Genomic DNA, 16,404 nt, shown 5'->3' with positions numbered 1-16,404 from the left:
TCGGAAGCTTGTAGCCCTGCATACTGGCCTAGGAGCCCGCTTAATCCCAGTCTTGCAGGAGCCGCCGCACCAGAATGATTTGCCCGGTATGGTAGGCGGCGTGGTCGGCAATCAGGAAGGCCTCACGCAGTAGGGTTTGGCCGGTGCCATGGGGCAGGGGCGCCAGTAAGTCCTGCTCAGGGTCTTGCAGCAGGTCCAGAAACCGGTCACGATCCTGCCGAATTTGGGTAAGCGTATGCTGCCAGCTGGTTTCGTCGGTGGTAGCATCGGGGGCTGGCCAGTACTCGTCGGGCCACTTCGGCGACTGATGCTCTGGGTTTATGCAGAACTCCACAATATCCCACTGCGCAATGCGGATGTGCTCGGCCAGCTGCCACACCGTGTAGGGCAACCCCGGCACGTGCTGATTCAGGTGTTCCACCGAAATATCGGCGCAGGCTTCTTCAAACGTAACGTGGGCATTGCCCTTGGTGAGCAGTTCCGTGAGTTCTTTCACGATGCCAGTGCGCGTGTGCTGATCCATGGAAGCAGAAGTGAGGTGGGGTGAAGTACCTAAAACAGAAAAACCTGAAAACGGCCGAAGCGGTCCGTAAAAGGTAGCACGTTGCTACCCGCAGAACCGCCTTAATCGAAAATGATGGTTTTGTTTTGGTGCACAAAAACGCGCTCGGCGAAAACCAGCCGGAGTGAGCGGGCCAGTACAATCTTTTCTACGTCGCGGCCGGCCTGGGCCATTTCGGCGGCGCTGTGGGTGTGGTCGACGGGGATAACGCTTTGCGCAATAATGGGTCCTTGATCGAGCTGTTCGTTCACGAAGTGGGCCGTGGCTCCGATAATTTTTACGCCCCGCTCGTAGGCCTGGGCGTAGGGACTGGCCCCCACAAAGGCGGGCAGAAAGGAGTGGTGAATGTTGATGAGCCGATTAGCGTAGGCCTCCACAAACTCGGGGGAGAGAATGCGCATGTACTTGGCCAGTACTACAAACTCCGGCGCGTAGCCATCTAGCACCTGCCGAACTTCTGCCTCGTGCGCTTCGCGGCTCTTATCGTCGTGGCTGATGTAGTGGAAGGGCACGCCAAACTGGCGGGTCAGGTTGCCGAGTACTTCATGGTTGCTTACCACGGCCAAAATACGTGCATTCAGTTCCTGAAAAGCGTTCCGTACCAGCAGCTCGCTAAGGCAATGATGCTCTTTGGTTGCCAGCAGCACAATGTTTTTGGGTCGGTTGTCAGAGAGGCGAATGTCGGCGGCAGAGGGCAGCGCCTCTCGTAGCTCCTGCAGTAGAGCGTGCGCCTCGAAGGTACCCGTAAACTCGGTACGCATGAAGAAGAAGGAGGTCGTGCGCTCCACAAACTCATCATTGCGCAAAATATTCAGCCCGTGCCCATACAGCACCCGGCTAATGTGGTAAATCAGCCCCGGCTCATCTGGGCAGCGGATCAGTAAGAGATGGGGCGTCAGGGAAGTAGCAGTTGTCACGTACCGGAAAGTAGGAGTGAGGGAAAGGGCTTCTCTACCTTACGGTGCTAGGCCACTCATGTTAAGTAGCTTCCTTGCTGACGGGTTGCAACTGAGCTAAAGTGGCCTAGAGCGTCATCGTCGGTCTGCCTGGCCGGGCTAGTGCATTAATATCTCACAATGCATTCCTCATAACATTCGCAGGGCAACACTGGGCAGCAATCATCGGCCAGCTATAGCGGGGCAATCTGTTCTACTCTACCCCACGGATACAGACAATGGGTAGGGTCAACTGGCCTGGTTACTCTACACTCATCGGTGAACTGTAGAATGCTTTCCAGCACCCATGCAACCTTCCGTAGGACCTCAGGCTCTTACTATTGAAACGAGAACTAGTGTCTATCTGAAAAACAACTCTACTCCCATGAAACTATCACAAGCAGTACTGGGTGCCGTACTGGTAGGGCTAACCGTCCAAACCACGGGCTGTATCAAGAAGGAAGACCCAACGCCCAAAGAAGAGCAGGGTAAGCCCAGCAAGAAGAACCCCAAAGTGCCCGACAGCTGCCCCGGCTGCGGCATGGGCTAGGCCATGCGGGCACCTGCGCAATCAGCCCCGGCACCGGAGCCCGGCATTTTCTCGGCCCTCGCCTGCAACCTCGACGCTAACATTCTGACGGCGGCCTTTCCGTTGCTGGAAGAAGGCCGCGTGGAGGCCCTGGAGTGGTCGTTTGATACGCTGTTCTGGACCAAACAGGTGCCCGCGTGGTTTTCAGACCTGCTGCAGGCCTACGCCGCGCAGCACCGGCTGGTAGGGCATGGGGTGTATTTCTCCCTGCTCTCGGGGCGCTGGACGGCGGAGCAGCAGCAGTGGCTGCGGCACCTCCGGGAGCTGACCAAGCAGTTTGCCTTCGACCACATTACCGAGCACTTCGGGTTTTTTACGGGCCAGAACTTTCATTCGGGCGCGCCCCTGCCTATACCGTACGGGGCTAACACCCTGCGCCTCGGGCAAGACCGCCTGCGCCGCATGCAGGAAGCCTGTGCGTGCCCGGTAGGTCTAGAGAATCTGGCTTTTGCGTATTCCCTTGAGGAGGTGAAGCGGCACGGCGAGTTTCTGGACAAGCTAGTGGAGCCCGTAAATGGTTTCCTGATTCTGGACCTGCATAATGTGTTCTGTCAGCTCCACAACTTCTCGGTGCCGTATGAGGAGCTGATGGATTTATATCCGCTGGAGCGGGTTCGGGAAATCCATATTTCGGGGGGCAGTTGGGAAGACTCGGGGCAAGTTCCGGGCCGCCAGATCCGGCGCGACACCCACGATGAGGCCGTACCAGAGGAAGTGTTTCAGCTGCTGGAACGCACTTTACCCCGCTGTCCGAACCTCAAATACGTGGTGCTGGAGCAGTTAGGTACGGGCCTGCAGACTGAGCTCAGCCAAGCCCAGTTCCGCGCCGACTTTTCCCGGATGCAGGCGCTGATAAATCAACACCGGAGCACCAGCTCCCACCCGGCCCCCGAAGGGTTTTGGCCCCAGCAGCTATTGCCCCTGGGCCCGGTGGCGGAAGATGCCGAACTGGAAGCCCAGCAACAGCAGCTATCCAACATTCTGGAAACCGCCCCCTCGTTTGAGGCCGCCCGCCAGCAATTGCACGCTTCTTCCTTGGCCAACACGGCCTGGAATATCGAAGGCTGGGAGCCGCACATGCTGGAAACGGCCATCAGCATTGCCCAGAAGTGGAAACGCAAACCGGTATAGTTCGCCCAAAAAGCAGCGCGTAGGCCACTGGCAACCCGTTGGGCGGATAGTACAGGGCCTGCGCACTGGCCTAGGGGGTGTTTCTCGCCTGCAAACGCCGGCCCTGAGAGCTAGTGGAGCAGATAGATGCGTGTTCGGCCTACCAGATGAGCGTCTCAGCTCAGCAAAAAGGAGTGTCGCGTTAGCAGCTTCTTTTCCAGCAGCTACGTTAAATGGGCTTCTAAGCCTTATTCACGTAGTTATGGACCCTCGCGTAGCGCTTACTCAGCAGCTACAGGCCCTGGAAACGGTGCCTGATTCGTATATAGTCGTGTCGCCGGAGCTGATTATTCTGACGGCGAGCAATGCGTATCTGCTGAATACCCTCAAACGACGCGAAGAGCTGGTTGGACGCTACTTATTTGATGCCTTCCCCGATAACCCGGCGGCCCCCGAGGCCAACGCCGTTCGCAACTGGCGGGCTTCTTTGGAACAGGTTATTGCAACGGGAAAGCCGCACCAAATGGCTCTGCAGCACTACGATGTGCTCGACCCCGACCGCCCGGGCCATTTCGTGGAGCGCCACTGGAAACCGCTCAACACGCCCGTGTTCGATGATGAGGGCCAATTGCGCTACATCATTCATAGCAGCGTAAACGTGACCGAAGAGGTCCTCTCGCGCCGCGCCCTGCGCATAAGTCAGGGCCGGGAGCACGATGCCCTGGCCGAAGCCGAGCGGGAACGGCAGCGTCTGAGCCACTTGGTGATGCACGCCCCAGCCGCCATCTGCCTGTTGCAGGGCCCTGATATGATATATGAGCTGGTAAACCCCCGCTACCAACAGCTGTTTCCCAACCGGGAGCTGCTGGGCAAGCCTTTGCTAGAGGTAGCGCCTGCACTGCGCAACACCCTGGTATGGGAGCAGCTACAGGAGGTATACCGCACGGGCCAAACCCATCAGGAGCAAGACATGTGCATTCCGATAGTGCGCACTACCGGAGCCGAGCCCGAGGACTCGTATTTCAACTACACGTTGCAGGCCCGCTACAATGAGCACCAGCAAGTAGATGCCGTGTATGTATTTGCCCTGGAGGTAACGGAACAGGTGAAGGCCCGGCAACAGGTGCAGGCGCTTTATCAGGAGCTGGATCAGGCGAATAAGCATCTTACCCGGGTAAATGCCGACCTGGACAGCTTCGTGTACATGGCCGCGCACGATCTGAAGGGGCCCATTAACAACCTCGAAGGCTTGATACAGGCCCTGCGGGAGGCACTGCCTACACCCTTGCCCCCCGAAGGCGACTTGGTACTGGACATGATGCAGGGCGCGGTAGTGCGCTTTCAACGAACGCTGGTGCAGCTCAACGATGTGCTGCAACTACACCAGGCCTACGACCCTGCTGCCCCGCCCGTTGACCTGGCCGCTATAGTCGATGATCTGCGCCAGGATCTGCTGCCGGCGCTGCAGCAAACCGGCGGGGTGCTAGAGGTAGATGCCGATGCTTGCCCCTTAGTGGCTATGCCCGCCAAGAGCCTGCGCTCCTTATTGTACAACCTGCTCAGCAATGCCATCAAATACCGTCACCCCGATCGGCCGCCCCATGTGCGCCTGAATTGCAGCACCCACGATGGGTTCTGGCACCTCACCGTGCAAGACAATGGCCTAGGCCTCGACGCCAGTCAGCAGGCCTCTTTGTTTGCCCTATTTCGCCGTTTCCACAACCACGTGGAGGGGTCTGGCCTAGGCCTCTATACCGTCAAGAAAATAGTGGAAAACCTGGGCGGCCGGGTGGAGGTGCAAAGTGAGTTAGGAGTGGGTTCTACCTTTTCCGTTTATATCCCCAATTAGCCATGTTCTTACCACGATATAGCAGGGCCGACAACAGTTCAGTGCCGTAAGGTATATGGTAGTGGCCTAGCACGTACGGGTGAGCGTACTGGCAAAGCAGCATCCTGCCAAGCAACTTGACCCGACTGCTAGGCCAGTACAGGTTCGAGCCGCCCGGCAGGATGTGCATAAATGCCGAAAGTGTCCGGCGGGTAGCGTGTCTCTGGCCTAGCTGGCAAAATAATGCCCTTGTTCCAGATCAGCCAGGAGGTCCAGATGGCTGGGCTGCCAGCCCAAGCGCTGCTGGGTGAGGGCGCTCGAAGCGGCCAGGTCGAGGCTCGCGAAACCGGCCATCCAACCGAAATGCTCAGCAGCTTCCTCTTGCGTTTTGCTGACAACTGGCACGTGCAGGTGGCGGCCAATGACTTCAGCAATGGTGCGCAACGGAATGCCTTCGTCGCCAACGCCGTGGTAACGGGCACCAGATGTGCCGTTTTCCAGCGCCAGCCGGTACAACCGGGCCGCATCGAGGCGGTGCACGGCGGGCCAGCGGTTGCTGCCGTCGCCGATGTAGGCTGCTACGCCCTTCTCCCGCGCAAGATTGATGAGCATAGGTACAAAGCCGTGGTCGTTTTGGTCGTGCACGGAGGCTGCCAGGCGCATGACCATGGCCCGCACGCCCTGGGGCACCAGCGCCAGAACGGCATCTTCGGAGTGACGCATGGCGGGCACGTTGGGGTCACGGGTGTCGTCTTCGGTCATTCGCTCTCCTACCTTCGTGAGCCCCGCAAAACCCGACGTGGCAATGAAGGGGCGGTTGGAGCCCGCCAGCACGGCGCCCATGGCTTCAATAGCCCGGCGGTCAGCCTCGGCCGCGGCGGCGTACTGCGTGAAATCGTGAATAAACGCGCAGTGAATGACGCCATCCGCCGCTTCGGCGCCGCGCTGCAGGCTGTCGAGGTCGTCGAGGGAGCCCCGGTGCACCTCAGCGCCCGCGGCGGTCAAGGCCTGAGCCGACTCTTCGGAGCGAGCGAGGCCGAGCACCTGGTGGCCTGCCCCAAGTAGTTCCTGAACAACGGCCGAGCCCACGAAGCCCGTAGCGCCAGTGATGAATACACGCATGTGGTTAGTGTGTTAGTGAAGAGATTAACTACTTCACAAAGGTGCAGCAGGCCTAGCGCTAGGCTGTTGCGGCGGTCAAACCATTTACTGAATAAATCAAACAATGTGTGAAAGGAATAGAACGACCTGTAGCTAGAGCTAAAGCCAGCAAACTAGTTCCCCTCCTCAGCTGAGGAGGGGCTAGGGGAGGTTGACTGAAATAGAACAGGTTTTAGAGCTAGATACTAGTAGTTCAGACGCGCGGGTCAACCACCCCCAACCCCTCCTCAGCTGAGGAGGGGAGCCTAGCTTCTTAGCCTTAGTTAGGCTCGGGTGGGCATCTATTTTTTCGTTTTCTACCCCCGGAAAGCGCCTGGAACTAGGCCGGTCTGGCGTTTGAAGAAGTTGCAGAAGTGGGCTACATCGGCGAAGCCCAGGGCGTCGGCAATTTCGGAGACGGTCCAGGTGGTTTGTTTGAGGAGCATCTTGGCTTCCTGGGCTACGCGGCTGCTGATGAGGGCGGTGGTGGTGTGGCCGGTGGTTTCCTTCAGCACCCGGTTAAGGTGGTTGACGTGCACGGCCAGGGCATCGGCGTAGTCTTTGGCGGTGCGCAGGTGTAGCTGCTGCTGGGGGGTAGCCAGCGGAAACTGCCGTTCCAGCAAATCGGTAAACTGCGCCGCTACCCGCGCCGAGGCGTTGTGGGCGGGGGCCAGGGCTGGCACGGGCTGCAGCTTCTGGCCCGCATGAATCAGCTCCAGCAGGTAGGCGCGCAACAGGTCGTACTTGTAGGCGTAGCCGGAAGCCATTTCCAGCTCCATCTTCCGGAAAATAGCCTCCAGGGTGGCGTATTCGGCCGGGGTGAGGGGTAGCACGGGGCAGCCGCCCGGCTGGAAAACCGGCAGCTCCTCCACGGGCGCGCTACCCCTGGCCGGGAGCAGAAACTCCTCGGTGAAGATGCAGAAATACCCGCGCTGGTCTTGGTCGTGGGGGAGCCAGCGGTAGGGCACCCGCGAGGTAACAAACCACAAGGCATGCGCTTCCACCTCCACACTTTGGTCGGCGTACTCAATGCGGCTGCGGCCCTGGATCAGGCTGATTTTATAGAAGGAGCGCCGGTCGAAGGTCATCGGGGGGCGCTCGTGGCGGCGGTTCATCAGCACCGCTACGTTAAACACGTTGAAGTGCCCGATTTCCCGCTGCAGCTCCGCCGGGGATACTGCGCCGGATTCCGGGCTACCCTCCGTCTGGATTTTGGTATAAAATGCTTCGAGTGAATTCAGATCCATAGCCGATAGTCGCTGTAAAAATCAAAGGTAAACGATTCGCTGGGTTCTGGCTGCGGTAGTCAGCCGCCGTTTCGACGGTTGTGTTTCCCGGTAGGTTGAGGGGCTGACCGTTCCTATACCGCAGCTAGCTACCTTAGGGCAGAATTTTACTTTATTAACCGCTGGAATATGGGTAGTAAGAGCATCATCATTCTATTAATGGCTGCAGGCATAGGCCTAGGGGCCTGCTCGCAGGGTAATACCCAACAGGAAGTGTCCACAGCGGATAACGTTTCGCGTGCTACTCCTACGGCAAAAGCGGCTACTGCTACCCCCAAAACTGCCGAGGATGTGGTCATCAACGGCAACAATACGGTGCAAACTCAGGCCGTAAGCGGTCAGAACATCGAGGTGACCGGCGACAGCAACACGGCCACGTTTACGGGTCACAGCCAAGAGTTCAACCTCACGGGCAGCGACAACGTGGTTGTGCTGGAAAACGTGAAAACCATCGAAGTAACCGGGGATAACAACACCGTAACCTGGCGCGGCAGCACGCCCACCGTTACCAACCTGGGCCAGCACAACGTAATAGAGCGGGCCAAATGAGCGGGGCACTTTATAGCCCGAGATAGAGCTAACCCAGCTTAATCAGGAGCGGCACTTTGGCGGCGGTTTGCGTAAGCCGGTGTACTAAAATTACATTGTATCCCTACCCCCTCTGCCAATGATTATCACTCGCATCTGGCACGGCATCACGGCCGCCCACGACGCCGATTCCTACCTGCAGTACTTACAGGAATCAGGCATTGCCGACTATAAAACGACGCCCGGCAACCTGGGCGTGCAGGTGTTGCGGCGAGTGGAGGCCGATGTCTGCCATTTCTGGACGGTAACGCGCTGGGACAGCTACGAGAGCATCAAACACTTTGCCGGGGAGCAATACGAGCAGGCCCGCTACTACCCCGAGGACGCGCAGTACCTACTGGAGTTCGAGCCCACCGTACTGCACTGCGAAACCTACGAGTTTTAAGCTACGGCCGAAACTCCGCCAGGATTTTGCTTCAACTGGTTTTTGCCGAAGCCTAGATACCCGTGGGCCTGCCGTCGATGCTGCGGGTGTTGCGGGTGTGCCAGTACTGTGCTACCTGCTCGGGGCCGCGCTGTTCCATGTAGTCGTTCAGCTCGTTGCGCTCGGCTTGGTACTCGAAGAAGGGCACGGCCATGCCGCAGGAGGTTTGCACCAAGTCCACGTCTACCACCACTATCTGCCGGGCGCCGGGCAGGGGCGGGAACAGCGGCAGCAGCTCGGCCCACTCCGCGTCGCGGGGGTGGTACACGGTGGCGGTGCCGTAGAGGCGCAGAATGTTGGGCTTGCCCTCGAAGGCGCACCACATCAGGGTAATGCGGTTTACCTCCAGTAGGTGGGCAGCGGTTTCGTTGCCGCTGCCGGTCAGGTTCAGCCAGGCCACGCGGTTGGCATCGAGCACGCGCAGGGTGTCCTGGCCCTTGGGCGAGATATTAACGCGTCCATCCGCGGCGGCTGTGCCTACGAAGAACACGTGCTGCTGCTCGATAAAGCCCTGAATGTCGGCGCTGATGGCGGTGTATTGCTTGCCCATTGAGAATAGGAGTTAGCTCGGTAGCAAGATAGGGCTAGGATAATTCAAAGTACGACCGCGAATCGAAAGTGCTGGGAGCGGTTAATTTTATATTCTACTAAATAGACCTAATGATGCAGAGCATAGTACCCTCTTACTAATGAGTAGATTAGTAAGAGTAGACCGAGAATAATCTTTATAGCAATAGAGCTAAAATACTGTTGTGCAAGAAAAAAATTGAATAAGCACCCTAGTATGGTTATAGTAATTGAAAATATTATTATTAAGTTTGTTACATTTTTTATTCTTCTTTCTATTTTATCTTTTTCAAAATTGATTACTGACGGCTCTAATCCCGACTTACTAGATATAGTATTGAAGTCGCGTTCAAAGTCATGTTTTATTTCGGCTACATCTTTATAATACATGCATTGTATATGTATTACAAAAATTACATATGCGGTAAATGCTATGCCAACTAAGAGAAGTATATATGGGTCTTTTACTTTATACGTAGCAAAAATGGTAGCTGATATGGAAATAGGAACAGCTATGAGCTGTGTCATTATTTTTCCTAATATTTCCCTCAGCGAAGCAAAGTATTTGTCTTTCTCAGAATATAGTTTTGATCTGAATGATTCCCATGAAAAGTTCTTGATATATAAGTCAAGGTCTTTGTCGGTGCTGCTGGAAATTGCCTCTATATTCAATAATAAATTGGTAAAATAATTATTGTCAGTTCTTTTTATAAAATCAGCTAGTTGATTTTTAAAAAAAAGTTGGTAATTTATATCTGATAATTTGTTAATTGTAGTGTTAATTGGTTTTGAATAATCGATTTCGTCATTTAGTTGTGGTAATACAACTGAATATGGAAGTTTAAAAACGCCTTTTGTGGAAGTGTGATATACTAATTCATGAGCGATGTCATTATTGTAGTCACAAATGCTTACCAGGGCTTTTTTTAGTTCTGCGGCTGCAACAGTGTTGGCAATGAAGAAGCTACTAGATTTGGATGGTACAAACTCAACACCATCCTTATATAGTAAAGTGTCATCGTTGTAGAATAGGATAGAGAAGTCCCTCTGTAAAGGAGTCCTATTGAACTCTTTTAAGAAATGTGCAGCATTGTAGAATACTGGATAACCAAGATTGAGCTCAGCTAAATCAATCTCAATCTTAGTATCTGTTAGGTCATCATAACTAATACCAGCTTGGCTAATATTTTTAGTATTGTCTGAAAGTGCTTCTTTAGACTCGAAATCAACGACTATAGACCTGCCTGTAAACGTTGGATTGAAGCTCCGCAATGCTGATAGTACCTGTAGCTTTGTTTCCATGATTCAAACTACAAAGAAAGTAGGAAAGAAGTTTCCTAATTTTATTGGGAAGATCTGTTTTCATTGCGAATCTTGTTAGCAAGGGCTTCTGAGTGTATTGTAATCAAGTTTGGATGCTCTTCACTTATGGTAACAAGTTCATTAAGCGCTTTTAGCGGGAAAGAGAGGACTATGTTATCAGCTGCGACCTTGATCGTGGCGAACTTGTTCAGAACCTTCCCATCTGCCTTAAACTGGCCACTCATCTCTATATCGCTATTTATTATATAAGTAGCAATATGATCTGGTTCACCATACAAAGCATGGCTAAGCTGAGCTAAGTCTACGAGACGTGATTGTTCCTTGATGATCCTAAATGCTTTGTTTAGCAAGTCCTCTCTTGATATAGGAAGACCATTTTCATCTAATGGTGGGTCGATCTGATTGAGAACTTTATGTAAATTTTTTGTATCAGAAACGTTGTCAGTGTTATTGTCTGTTGAAATCCACTCGTTAAAAAACTTAGACACTTCATCTTTTCTGCTGTCTATAAAACTTAAGTATCTGTTGCCGGTACTGCCGCCATACACAGTGTTGTTTATTCGGCAACCCATGGCAATTTTTTCAAAGTCTATGTGTACAGTATCGTTTATTTTGAATGATCCATCTGATTCATCTCTTTTAAATAAAACTCCATTCTTTTCTCTAATTATATAAATACCAACATAGTCGTTGTTATTTTCAAATTGACTAAATACCACATACCCGCCTTTAGCAGCAGGTACTGTTGATATAATTTTTTCTAATTCCACAATGGCATTTTGCGTGAAAGATATAAATTCTTCTTCACACTGATTTGAATGAAAGGAGGAGAATAAAGAAGGAAATGAAGTTCCTGTTCCAAATTTAGCATAAGTTACTTTGGCTCTATTCTGAGTTGTGTACCTGCCATTGAGCTCTTCAACTAATCTTTGGGATGAATCATTTATTGGTAATAGCGAATTTGATAACTCAACTTTAGTTGTAGTAGAAAATTGCTCTTTGTGTAAATTGTGAACGATAATATTTTTTATGGTTAACATGAAGCGAGTCAGTTTATGGGTTGGTTTGTTAAGGTCAATTTAAGAATGTTTCTCTAGGTCAGCTCTATGTTCTCTTCAGTGCCTCCCGAATCCCGCTCAGCCCACCAGCAATGCTTTCCAGTTTATCCAGCATCTGGAGAAGCTGGCCGGCGCCGGAGTTGCGGAGGTTGTCGCGGAAGGTGGCTTTGATTTCCTGCCAGCGGGCCTGCTCGGCGGGGGTGAGCCAGCCCAGCAGCTCGCGCAGCTTGAGCAGGTTGGCTTCGGTGGCGCTGGTCAGGGTTTGGGCTTCGCTTTCGTAGTGGGCGGCCAGCAGGTCGGTTATTTCCTGGTCGTTCATCACGGGGCGTACTTTCTCGGCCAGCTTGTTCATGTTGCGGTAGGAGCCCTGCAGCTTGAACGGCGGCTCGGTGCGGTAGGCGTCGGCTTGGGCGGCGCTGGCAATGTAGGCCGTATTCACGCGGGCCACCACGTCGCGCAGGCGCAGCAGCTTCTGGAGCACCGCCACGTACTCGTTCAGCTCCTCGGGTGAGTGGTTGCCCTCAAGGCTCAGGCCGTCCTGCTGCCCGGTTTCGGCGAGGCGGATGAGGGCGGGCACGTCCTGGGGGCTTTGGGTGGCGAGGCGGCCCAGGGCGGCGTTGCTGGTGAGGGCGTTTTCGAGGTAGGAGAGGCGGAAGGCTTCCTCGGAGCCGGTGCTCAGGATGTCGCCCAGGTTGTAGATGTCGGCGCGGTTGGCCAGCATGTCGGGCAATTGGAACACGTCGCCGCTTTCGGTGTAGGGGTTGCCGGCCATCACCACCGCCACTTTGCGGCCGCGGAAGTCGTAGGTGCGGGCGCGGCCCTCGTACACGCCCTCAATCTTGCGCTGGGCGTCGCAGAGCGAGATGAACTTCTGCAGAAACTCGGGGTTACAGTGCTGGATGTCGTCCACGTAAATCATCACGTTGTCGCCCATCTCGAAGGCCAGGTTCAGCTTTTCCAGCTCCTGCCGCGCCCCGGCGTTGGGGGCCTGGGCGGGGTCTACGCTGGTCACGGCGTGCCCAATGGCCGGCCCGTTGATTTTCATGAAGATGAGGCCTAGGCGGTTGGCCACGTACTCCATGAGCGTGGTTTTGCCGTAGCCGGGCGGCGAGATGAGCAGGAGCAAGCCCATGAGGTCGGTGCGCTTGCCCTCACCCGCCGTCCCGATCTGCTTGGCCAGGTTGGCTCCAATCAGCGGCAGGTACACTTTATCAATCAGTTGATTACGCACAAAAGAGGTGAGCACCCGCGGGCGGAAATCTTCGAGGCGCAAGTCCTGGGCGGCCCGCACCAGCAGCTGCTTCTTCAGCTCCTGAAACTGCTCGAACTGTGGCACCAGCACCCGATCGTAGTGCAGCAGCCGGCGCCGGAAGTCGGGGAAGTTGAGGTGGTAGCTAGGGGTAGGGGTCTTCGGGTCTTGGGCGCTTGGGTTTTCCGGCATGACGATGCGCGGGTGGCTGCCCTGGAAGCCGCTGAGGGTTTCGCGCAGGGGCGTGTGCACCACCCGCGCCGAATCATAAGTGCCAGTGAGCAGGAGCACGGCGCACTCGTTGCAGAAATCGGAGAGGGTAGCGGCGGCCGGGGCCTGGCGCAGGTAGGCCTGCAGCCACTGCCGGATCAGGGGGAGCTGGGCGGCGGGCTGGTCCTGCAGGCCCGTCACCGACTGTTGGAACAGCTCCGTGGCCTGGCGCTCCTGCAGCTGCTTCTGAAACTGCTGGTACAACTCGGCGGCTTCGGCGGCAATGATGAAGGTACCGGTGTGGGTCAGCTCGTGGAAGAGGTAGTCGCCGGCTTCCGCTACCTGGCCTAGGGTGAAGAGGCCGGTTTGCTGGGCAAAGGTTTCCACGGCGGCTCGCAGCTCGGTTTTCAGCTCATCGAACTCCAGGGCATCGGGGAACACCTGGAGCAGCACCCCGATGCCCTGGAGCTGCCGCTCCCAGTGGGCGCGCTGGTCGGGGTCGGCGAAGCGCAGCCAGTAGAGGGCCGCGGCCGCGCGGGTGTCGGCGGGGTAGCGGAGCAGGTCGGCGGTGCGGGTGAGGCGCACCAGGGCCGTGAGCAGCAGGGCGGCGTCGTGGTCGTGCACGCCTTTGAGGTAGCCTTCCTGGTAGCGCGCGGCCATGAACTGCTGCACGTAGGCCAGTAGCTCGGCGTCGCTGAGGTGGCCTAGCTCCGTTACGGACAGCACGGCGGGGCGGCCCGCTTCCGCATCGGCGGGGGCGGGTTGCTGAGCCGCCTGCAGAATACGCCAAGCCAGAAACTCGGCCCGGTACACATCCGGGTTTTCCGACACGACGGTTTGCTCCCAGACTGGCCTAGCAGCCAGCAGGGCGGGGTCGTTGATTTTCTGAAAGAAGTTGGTGCCGGTGAGGTGGTAGTGCAGGGCATCGTCGCGCAGCACTACGGTCAGCTCCAGGGGCTGGGTGTTCACGGTGAAGGCGTGGGGGCCAAACTTGAGGGTCTGGCCGCCGTCGGCGAACAAGTCGGCCCGGTCGCGGAGCTGGCGCACGGCGTCTTCGCGCAGGGTTTTCAGCCGGCTCTGCACGTCGTCGGCCTTCACCGAGTCGCCGAGGCCTAGCAGCTCCTGAGCGGTCTGGCGCACCTTCTCCACCATCACATCGGCGGCAAAGTACCCGTTGATGTCCGCCATCGATTCTAGGCGGGTGAGGCGGCTCTGCACCGCTTTCAGGAGCCGCTCGGCGCTTTGCAGCAGGGCCGTGGCGCGCTGGTTGCGGGCGGCTACTAGCGCGGTTTTCTTCGATTCAAAAGCTTCTACTACCTGCTCGCGCCGGGTGGTGAGCTGCTCGATAAACTGGTCGAAGTCGGGAAACTTGCCTTCCAGCTCTTCCAGTTGCACCATGAGCTTGGTCAGGTACTCGTCGCACTTGGCGGGCGTGTCGGCCAGGTCGAGGTAGTTGGTGAGGGCCTGCTCCAGCAGCTTGAGCTGGGCGGTAAACTCGGCCTGGGCCTCGGTGCCGGCCAGGGCCTGCCGCCGCCGCTTCAGCGCCGCCCGAATCTGGTTGAAGCGGGCGTACACGGTCGAGATATTGTCGATGATGGCCGTGGTCTGGGTGGGGTCGGGGATGGGCAGGTTGCTCACTACCTCAATCAGCAACTCCAGCTCCTGGGCCACGGCGGTGGCTTCCTGCTCGCGCTGGTCGGCCTCCACCGTTTTCTGCACCTGCTCCACGCCGTCGGCAATGGCCTGCACGCGCTGGGCGTAGGGCAGGAGGGCATCCGGTTTCAGCAGGAAGTCCACGGTTTGGGTGGCTACTTCCTTGCTCAGCTCTTCTAGGCCAGTGGCGCGCTGTTCCACGGCCGACAACTCCACGTAGCGCAGCTCCTTCAGGGAAATCACCTCGCCCCGCACTCCGCGCAATTCGCCCAGCAGCTGCACAAACTCCGTGACAGTATCGGGCGCTGAGCGGCGGATGCGGCCCACCAGCTCGTCGGCCTTCTGGAAAACAGTTTGGGTTTGCTGGGCGGTGTTCTTGCGGATGCTCTGCACCTTCTCAAACTCCTCCACGGCCGCCGTAGCCGTCTGGCGGATTTCACCCAAGGGCTCGGCCAGGGCCTGAGCCGCCGGCTCACGCAGCCAGTGGTAAGCGTCGGTGAGGGCGGTGGTCTGGCGAATCAGGTCGAGGTAGAGGCCGGCGTAGGAGTCGTCCTTGCTGGTCAGGGTCAGGACCTCCTGTACCTCGCTCATGGCCCGCACAATTTCCTTGTTGCCCAGCTTGTAGAGGTAAGAATCGGAGGTGACGGGTAGCTCGAAATCCGGGGCCGTGTAGGGCGTCTGCCAGATCTGCACGGCGTGGTGCTTCTTGGGCTCGTCGTCGGCCCGGAAGTAGCATAGCTCCCCATTCTCGAACAGGGCGTAGCCGTGGCAAACAATGGGGTTATCCACGCGCTGGGCAATGCGGTTGTAGCTCAGCAGCAGGTAGGTGCCCTGGTCCTTGTTGTAGAACACGTACAGGAAATCCTCCCCGTTCGGCGACACCACCCGCTTCTCAAACAGCATCTCCCGCAGCCCGTTGTCAAAGAGCTTATTGTCGCCGGTTTGCAGGTAGAAGCCGTGCGGGAAAATCAGGCCCTGCCCATCGGGCAGCAGCACGCAGGCATCGGCCAGGGCCTCGAGGCGCTGGGCCGTCTTGAGCTTGAAGTTGAAGATGAAGTAGCGGTACTGCTGCTCCTGGTAGGGCCGGATTTTCAGCAAAATCAGGTTGCCCACCACGGCAAAGTAGATTTCGGAGTCGTCCAGGGTCTGGTCCTTGTCGTCCACCGGCTCACTCAGAATGCCCTGCCCGGTGCTGGTGTTGTCCTCAACTTTGATGGTCAAATCCCCGCCAATCGTTTCCACGAACACCTTGTCCTCGATGCTGATGTGGGGGTGCTTGCCGCCGCGCTGCATGTCGCGGGTGGCGCGCTTCCACTGAAACTCGTGCTGGGGCGGGAAGGTGTATTCATGGTCGGAGCGGTTGTCGAGGTAGGTGAGCGTGTCGCCCTGCACGAGCCACTTGAACGTCTTCACATCCGAGGCGCTCTTGCCCACCCGAAACACCATGAACAGGTGCGTGCCCAGCACCGCAAACTTCACGAACTGGGTGTTCTTGTAGTAGCGGTACAGGTTGCGGAACTCCTCCAGAAACTGCGGATTCTGCAGCAGCTCCAGGCCCAGCGGCCGGAAGTCGTGCTCCGTGTACTCGTACACCCCAAACACGTCCGCCAAATCCGGCTCCGCCTTCAGCCCCAGCACCACGTTATACCCGAAGATGAACCGCTGCCCCACCGGCACCATATCCCAAGGCACACAGTTGTTTTCCGTAGTAATGCGGCCCGTACCAATCAGGCGCGTATCCACGGCCCCAAACACCTGCTTGCGCTCCGTGTTCAGCTTGTCGAGGCGCTGGCGCAAGTCGGTGCTGCTTTTGAGCAAGCGGTTGCGCAGGATTTCGTAGGTGCCGGTTTCGAGTTGGGTAGCGGCAGTTTGTTCCATTGGG

At 56.6% G+C, this 16,404-nt stretch carries 13 protein-coding genes; 5 read left to right on the top strand and 8 right to left on the bottom strand.

All coding sequences use genetic code 11. From position 1 onward, the window contains the following. Positions 1-40: 40 nt before the first annotated feature. Positions 41-523, bottom strand: coding sequence for a DinB family protein (locus tag EU556_RS15750; RefSeq protein ID WP_135435100.1), 483 nt, complete (start codon positions 521-523; stop codon positions 41-43). 101 nt (positions 524-624) lie between these two features. Further along, positions 625-1,479 (bottom strand): formyltetrahydrofolate deformylase, encoded by an 855-nt coding sequence (purU, locus tag EU556_RS15745; protein ID WP_245327714.1) that lies wholly within the window; start codon positions 1,477-1,479, stop codon positions 625-627. A 403-nt stretch (positions 1,480-1,882) separates the two neighbouring features. Here purU and EU556_RS26105 point away from each other — a divergent pair, with 403 nt between their 5' ends. From EU556_RS26105 to EU556_RS15735, 3 genes are all read left to right on the top strand, one after another. Next, positions 1,883-2,047, top strand: a complete 165-nt coding sequence (locus EU556_RS26105) for a chryseobasin-related MNIO class RiPP peptide (protein ID WP_167855597.1) — start codon at positions 1,883-1,885, stop codon at positions 2,045-2,047. Between the two features lie 3 nt (positions 2,048-2,050). Beyond that, on the top strand, positions 2,051-3,217 hold the full coding sequence (locus EU556_RS15740) for a multinuclear nonheme iron-dependent oxidase (protein WP_135435099.1): 1,167 nt from the start codon (positions 2,051-2,053) through the stop codon (positions 3,215-3,217). 241 nt (positions 3,218-3,458) lie between these two features. Further along, a complete protein-coding gene (locus EU556_RS15735; protein ID WP_135435098.1) occupies positions 3,459-5,045 on the top strand; it encodes a sensor histidine kinase in 1,587 nt (528 codons plus the stop codon). 207 nt (positions 5,046-5,252) lie between these two features. Here EU556_RS15735 and EU556_RS15730 read toward each other — a convergent pair whose 3' ends face one another. Next, positions 5,253-6,146, bottom strand: a complete 894-nt coding sequence (locus tag EU556_RS15730; protein ID WP_135435097.1) for an SDR family oxidoreductase — start codon at positions 6,144-6,146, stop codon at positions 5,253-5,255. Between the two features lie 335 nt (positions 6,147-6,481). After that, positions 6,482-7,411, bottom strand: a complete 930-nt coding sequence (locus EU556_RS15725) for a helix-turn-helix domain-containing protein (RefSeq protein WP_210116307.1) — start codon at positions 7,409-7,411, stop codon at positions 6,482-6,484. 168 nt (positions 7,412-7,579) lie between these two features. Here EU556_RS15725 and EU556_RS15720 point away from each other — a divergent pair, with 168 nt between their 5' ends. Further along, the gene (locus EU556_RS15720) at positions 7,580-7,999 is read left to right on the top strand and encodes a DUF3060 domain-containing protein (RefSeq protein ID WP_135435096.1); all 420 of its coding nucleotides are present in this window, start codon (positions 7,580-7,582) and stop codon (positions 7,997-7,999) included. Between the two features lie 118 nt (positions 8,000-8,117). Next, entirely contained in the window at positions 8,118-8,423 is a 306-nt protein-coding gene (locus EU556_RS15715) for an antibiotic biosynthesis monooxygenase (RefSeq protein ID WP_210116306.1), read from the top strand. A gap of 52 nt (positions 8,424-8,475) precedes the next feature. Here the strand turns inward: EU556_RS15715 and EU556_RS15710 are convergent, their stop codons facing one another. The 4 genes from EU556_RS15710 to EU556_RS15695 form a co-directional block, all read right to left on the bottom strand. Beyond that, a complete protein-coding gene (locus EU556_RS15710; protein ID WP_135435095.1) occupies positions 8,476-9,012 on the bottom strand; it encodes a pyridoxamine 5'-phosphate oxidase family protein in 537 nt (178 codons plus the stop codon). 107 nt (positions 9,013-9,119) lie between these two features. After that, entirely contained in the window at positions 9,120-10,331 is a 1,212-nt protein-coding gene (locus EU556_RS15705) for a hypothetical protein (protein WP_135435094.1), read from the bottom strand. Positions 10,332-10,372: 41 nt separating this feature from the next. After that, positions 10,373-11,392: a nucleoid-associated protein gene (locus EU556_RS15700; protein ID WP_135435093.1), complete on the bottom strand. Its 1,020-nt coding sequence runs from the start codon at positions 11,390-11,392 to the stop codon at positions 10,373-10,375. 64 nt (positions 11,393-11,456) lie between these two features. Next, complete coding sequence (locus EU556_RS15695) at positions 11,457-16,400, bottom strand: DNA repair ATPase (RefSeq protein ID WP_135435092.1); 4,944 nt, start codon at positions 16,398-16,400, stop codon at positions 11,457-11,459. Positions 16,401-16,404 lie beyond the last annotated feature (4 nt).

The sequence above is a fragment of the Hymenobacter fodinae genome, assembly GCF_004745825.1.
Lineage (GTDB): Bacteria > Bacteroidota > Bacteroidia > Cytophagales > Hymenobacteraceae > Hymenobacter > Hymenobacter fodinae.
The sequence above is the reverse complement of the archived record's forward strand: the minus strand, read 5'-3'. Positions and strand labels throughout refer to the sequence as shown.

Coding starts and splice junctions, on each gene's coding strand:
- EU556_RS15700 (WP_135435093.1), bottom strand. CDS start 11,392: ATGTTAACCATAAAAAATATTATCGTTCACAATTTACACAAAGAGCAA.
- EU556_RS15715 (WP_210116306.1), top strand. CDS start 8,118: ATGATTATCACTCGCATCTGGCACGGCATCACGGCCGCCCACGACGCC.
- EU556_RS15750 (WP_135435100.1), bottom strand. CDS start 523: ATGGATCAGCACACGCGCACTGGCATCGTGAAAGAACTCACGGAACTG.
- EU556_RS15710 (WP_135435095.1), bottom strand. CDS start 9,012: ATGGGCAAGCAATACACCGCCATCAGCGCCGACATTCAGGGCTTTATC.
- EU556_RS15740 (WP_135435099.1), top strand. CDS start 2,051: ATGCGGGCACCTGCGCAATCAGCCCCGGCACCGGAGCCCGGCATTTTC.
- EU556_RS15705 (WP_135435094.1), bottom strand. CDS start 10,331: ATGGAAACAAAGCTACAGGTACTATCAGCATTGCGGAGCTTCAATCCA.
- EU556_RS15735 (WP_135435098.1), top strand. CDS start 3,459: ATGGACCCTCGCGTAGCGCTTACTCAGCAGCTACAGGCCCTGGAAACG.
- EU556_RS15720 (WP_135435096.1), top strand. CDS start 7,580: ATGGGTAGTAAGAGCATCATCATTCTATTAATGGCTGCAGGCATAGGC.
- EU556_RS26105 (WP_167855597.1), top strand. CDS start 1,883: ATGAAACTATCACAAGCAGTACTGGGTGCCGTACTGGTAGGGCTAACC.
- EU556_RS15725 (WP_210116307.1), bottom strand. CDS start 7,411: ATGGATCTGAATTCACTCGAAGCATTTTATACCAAAATCCAGACGGAG.
- EU556_RS15695 (WP_135435092.1), bottom strand. CDS start 16,400: ATGGAACAAACTGCCGCTACCCAACTCGAAACCGGCACCTACGAAATC.
- EU556_RS15730 (WP_135435097.1), bottom strand. CDS start 6,146: ATGCGTGTATTCATCACTGGCGCTACGGGCTTCGTGGGCTCGGCCGTT.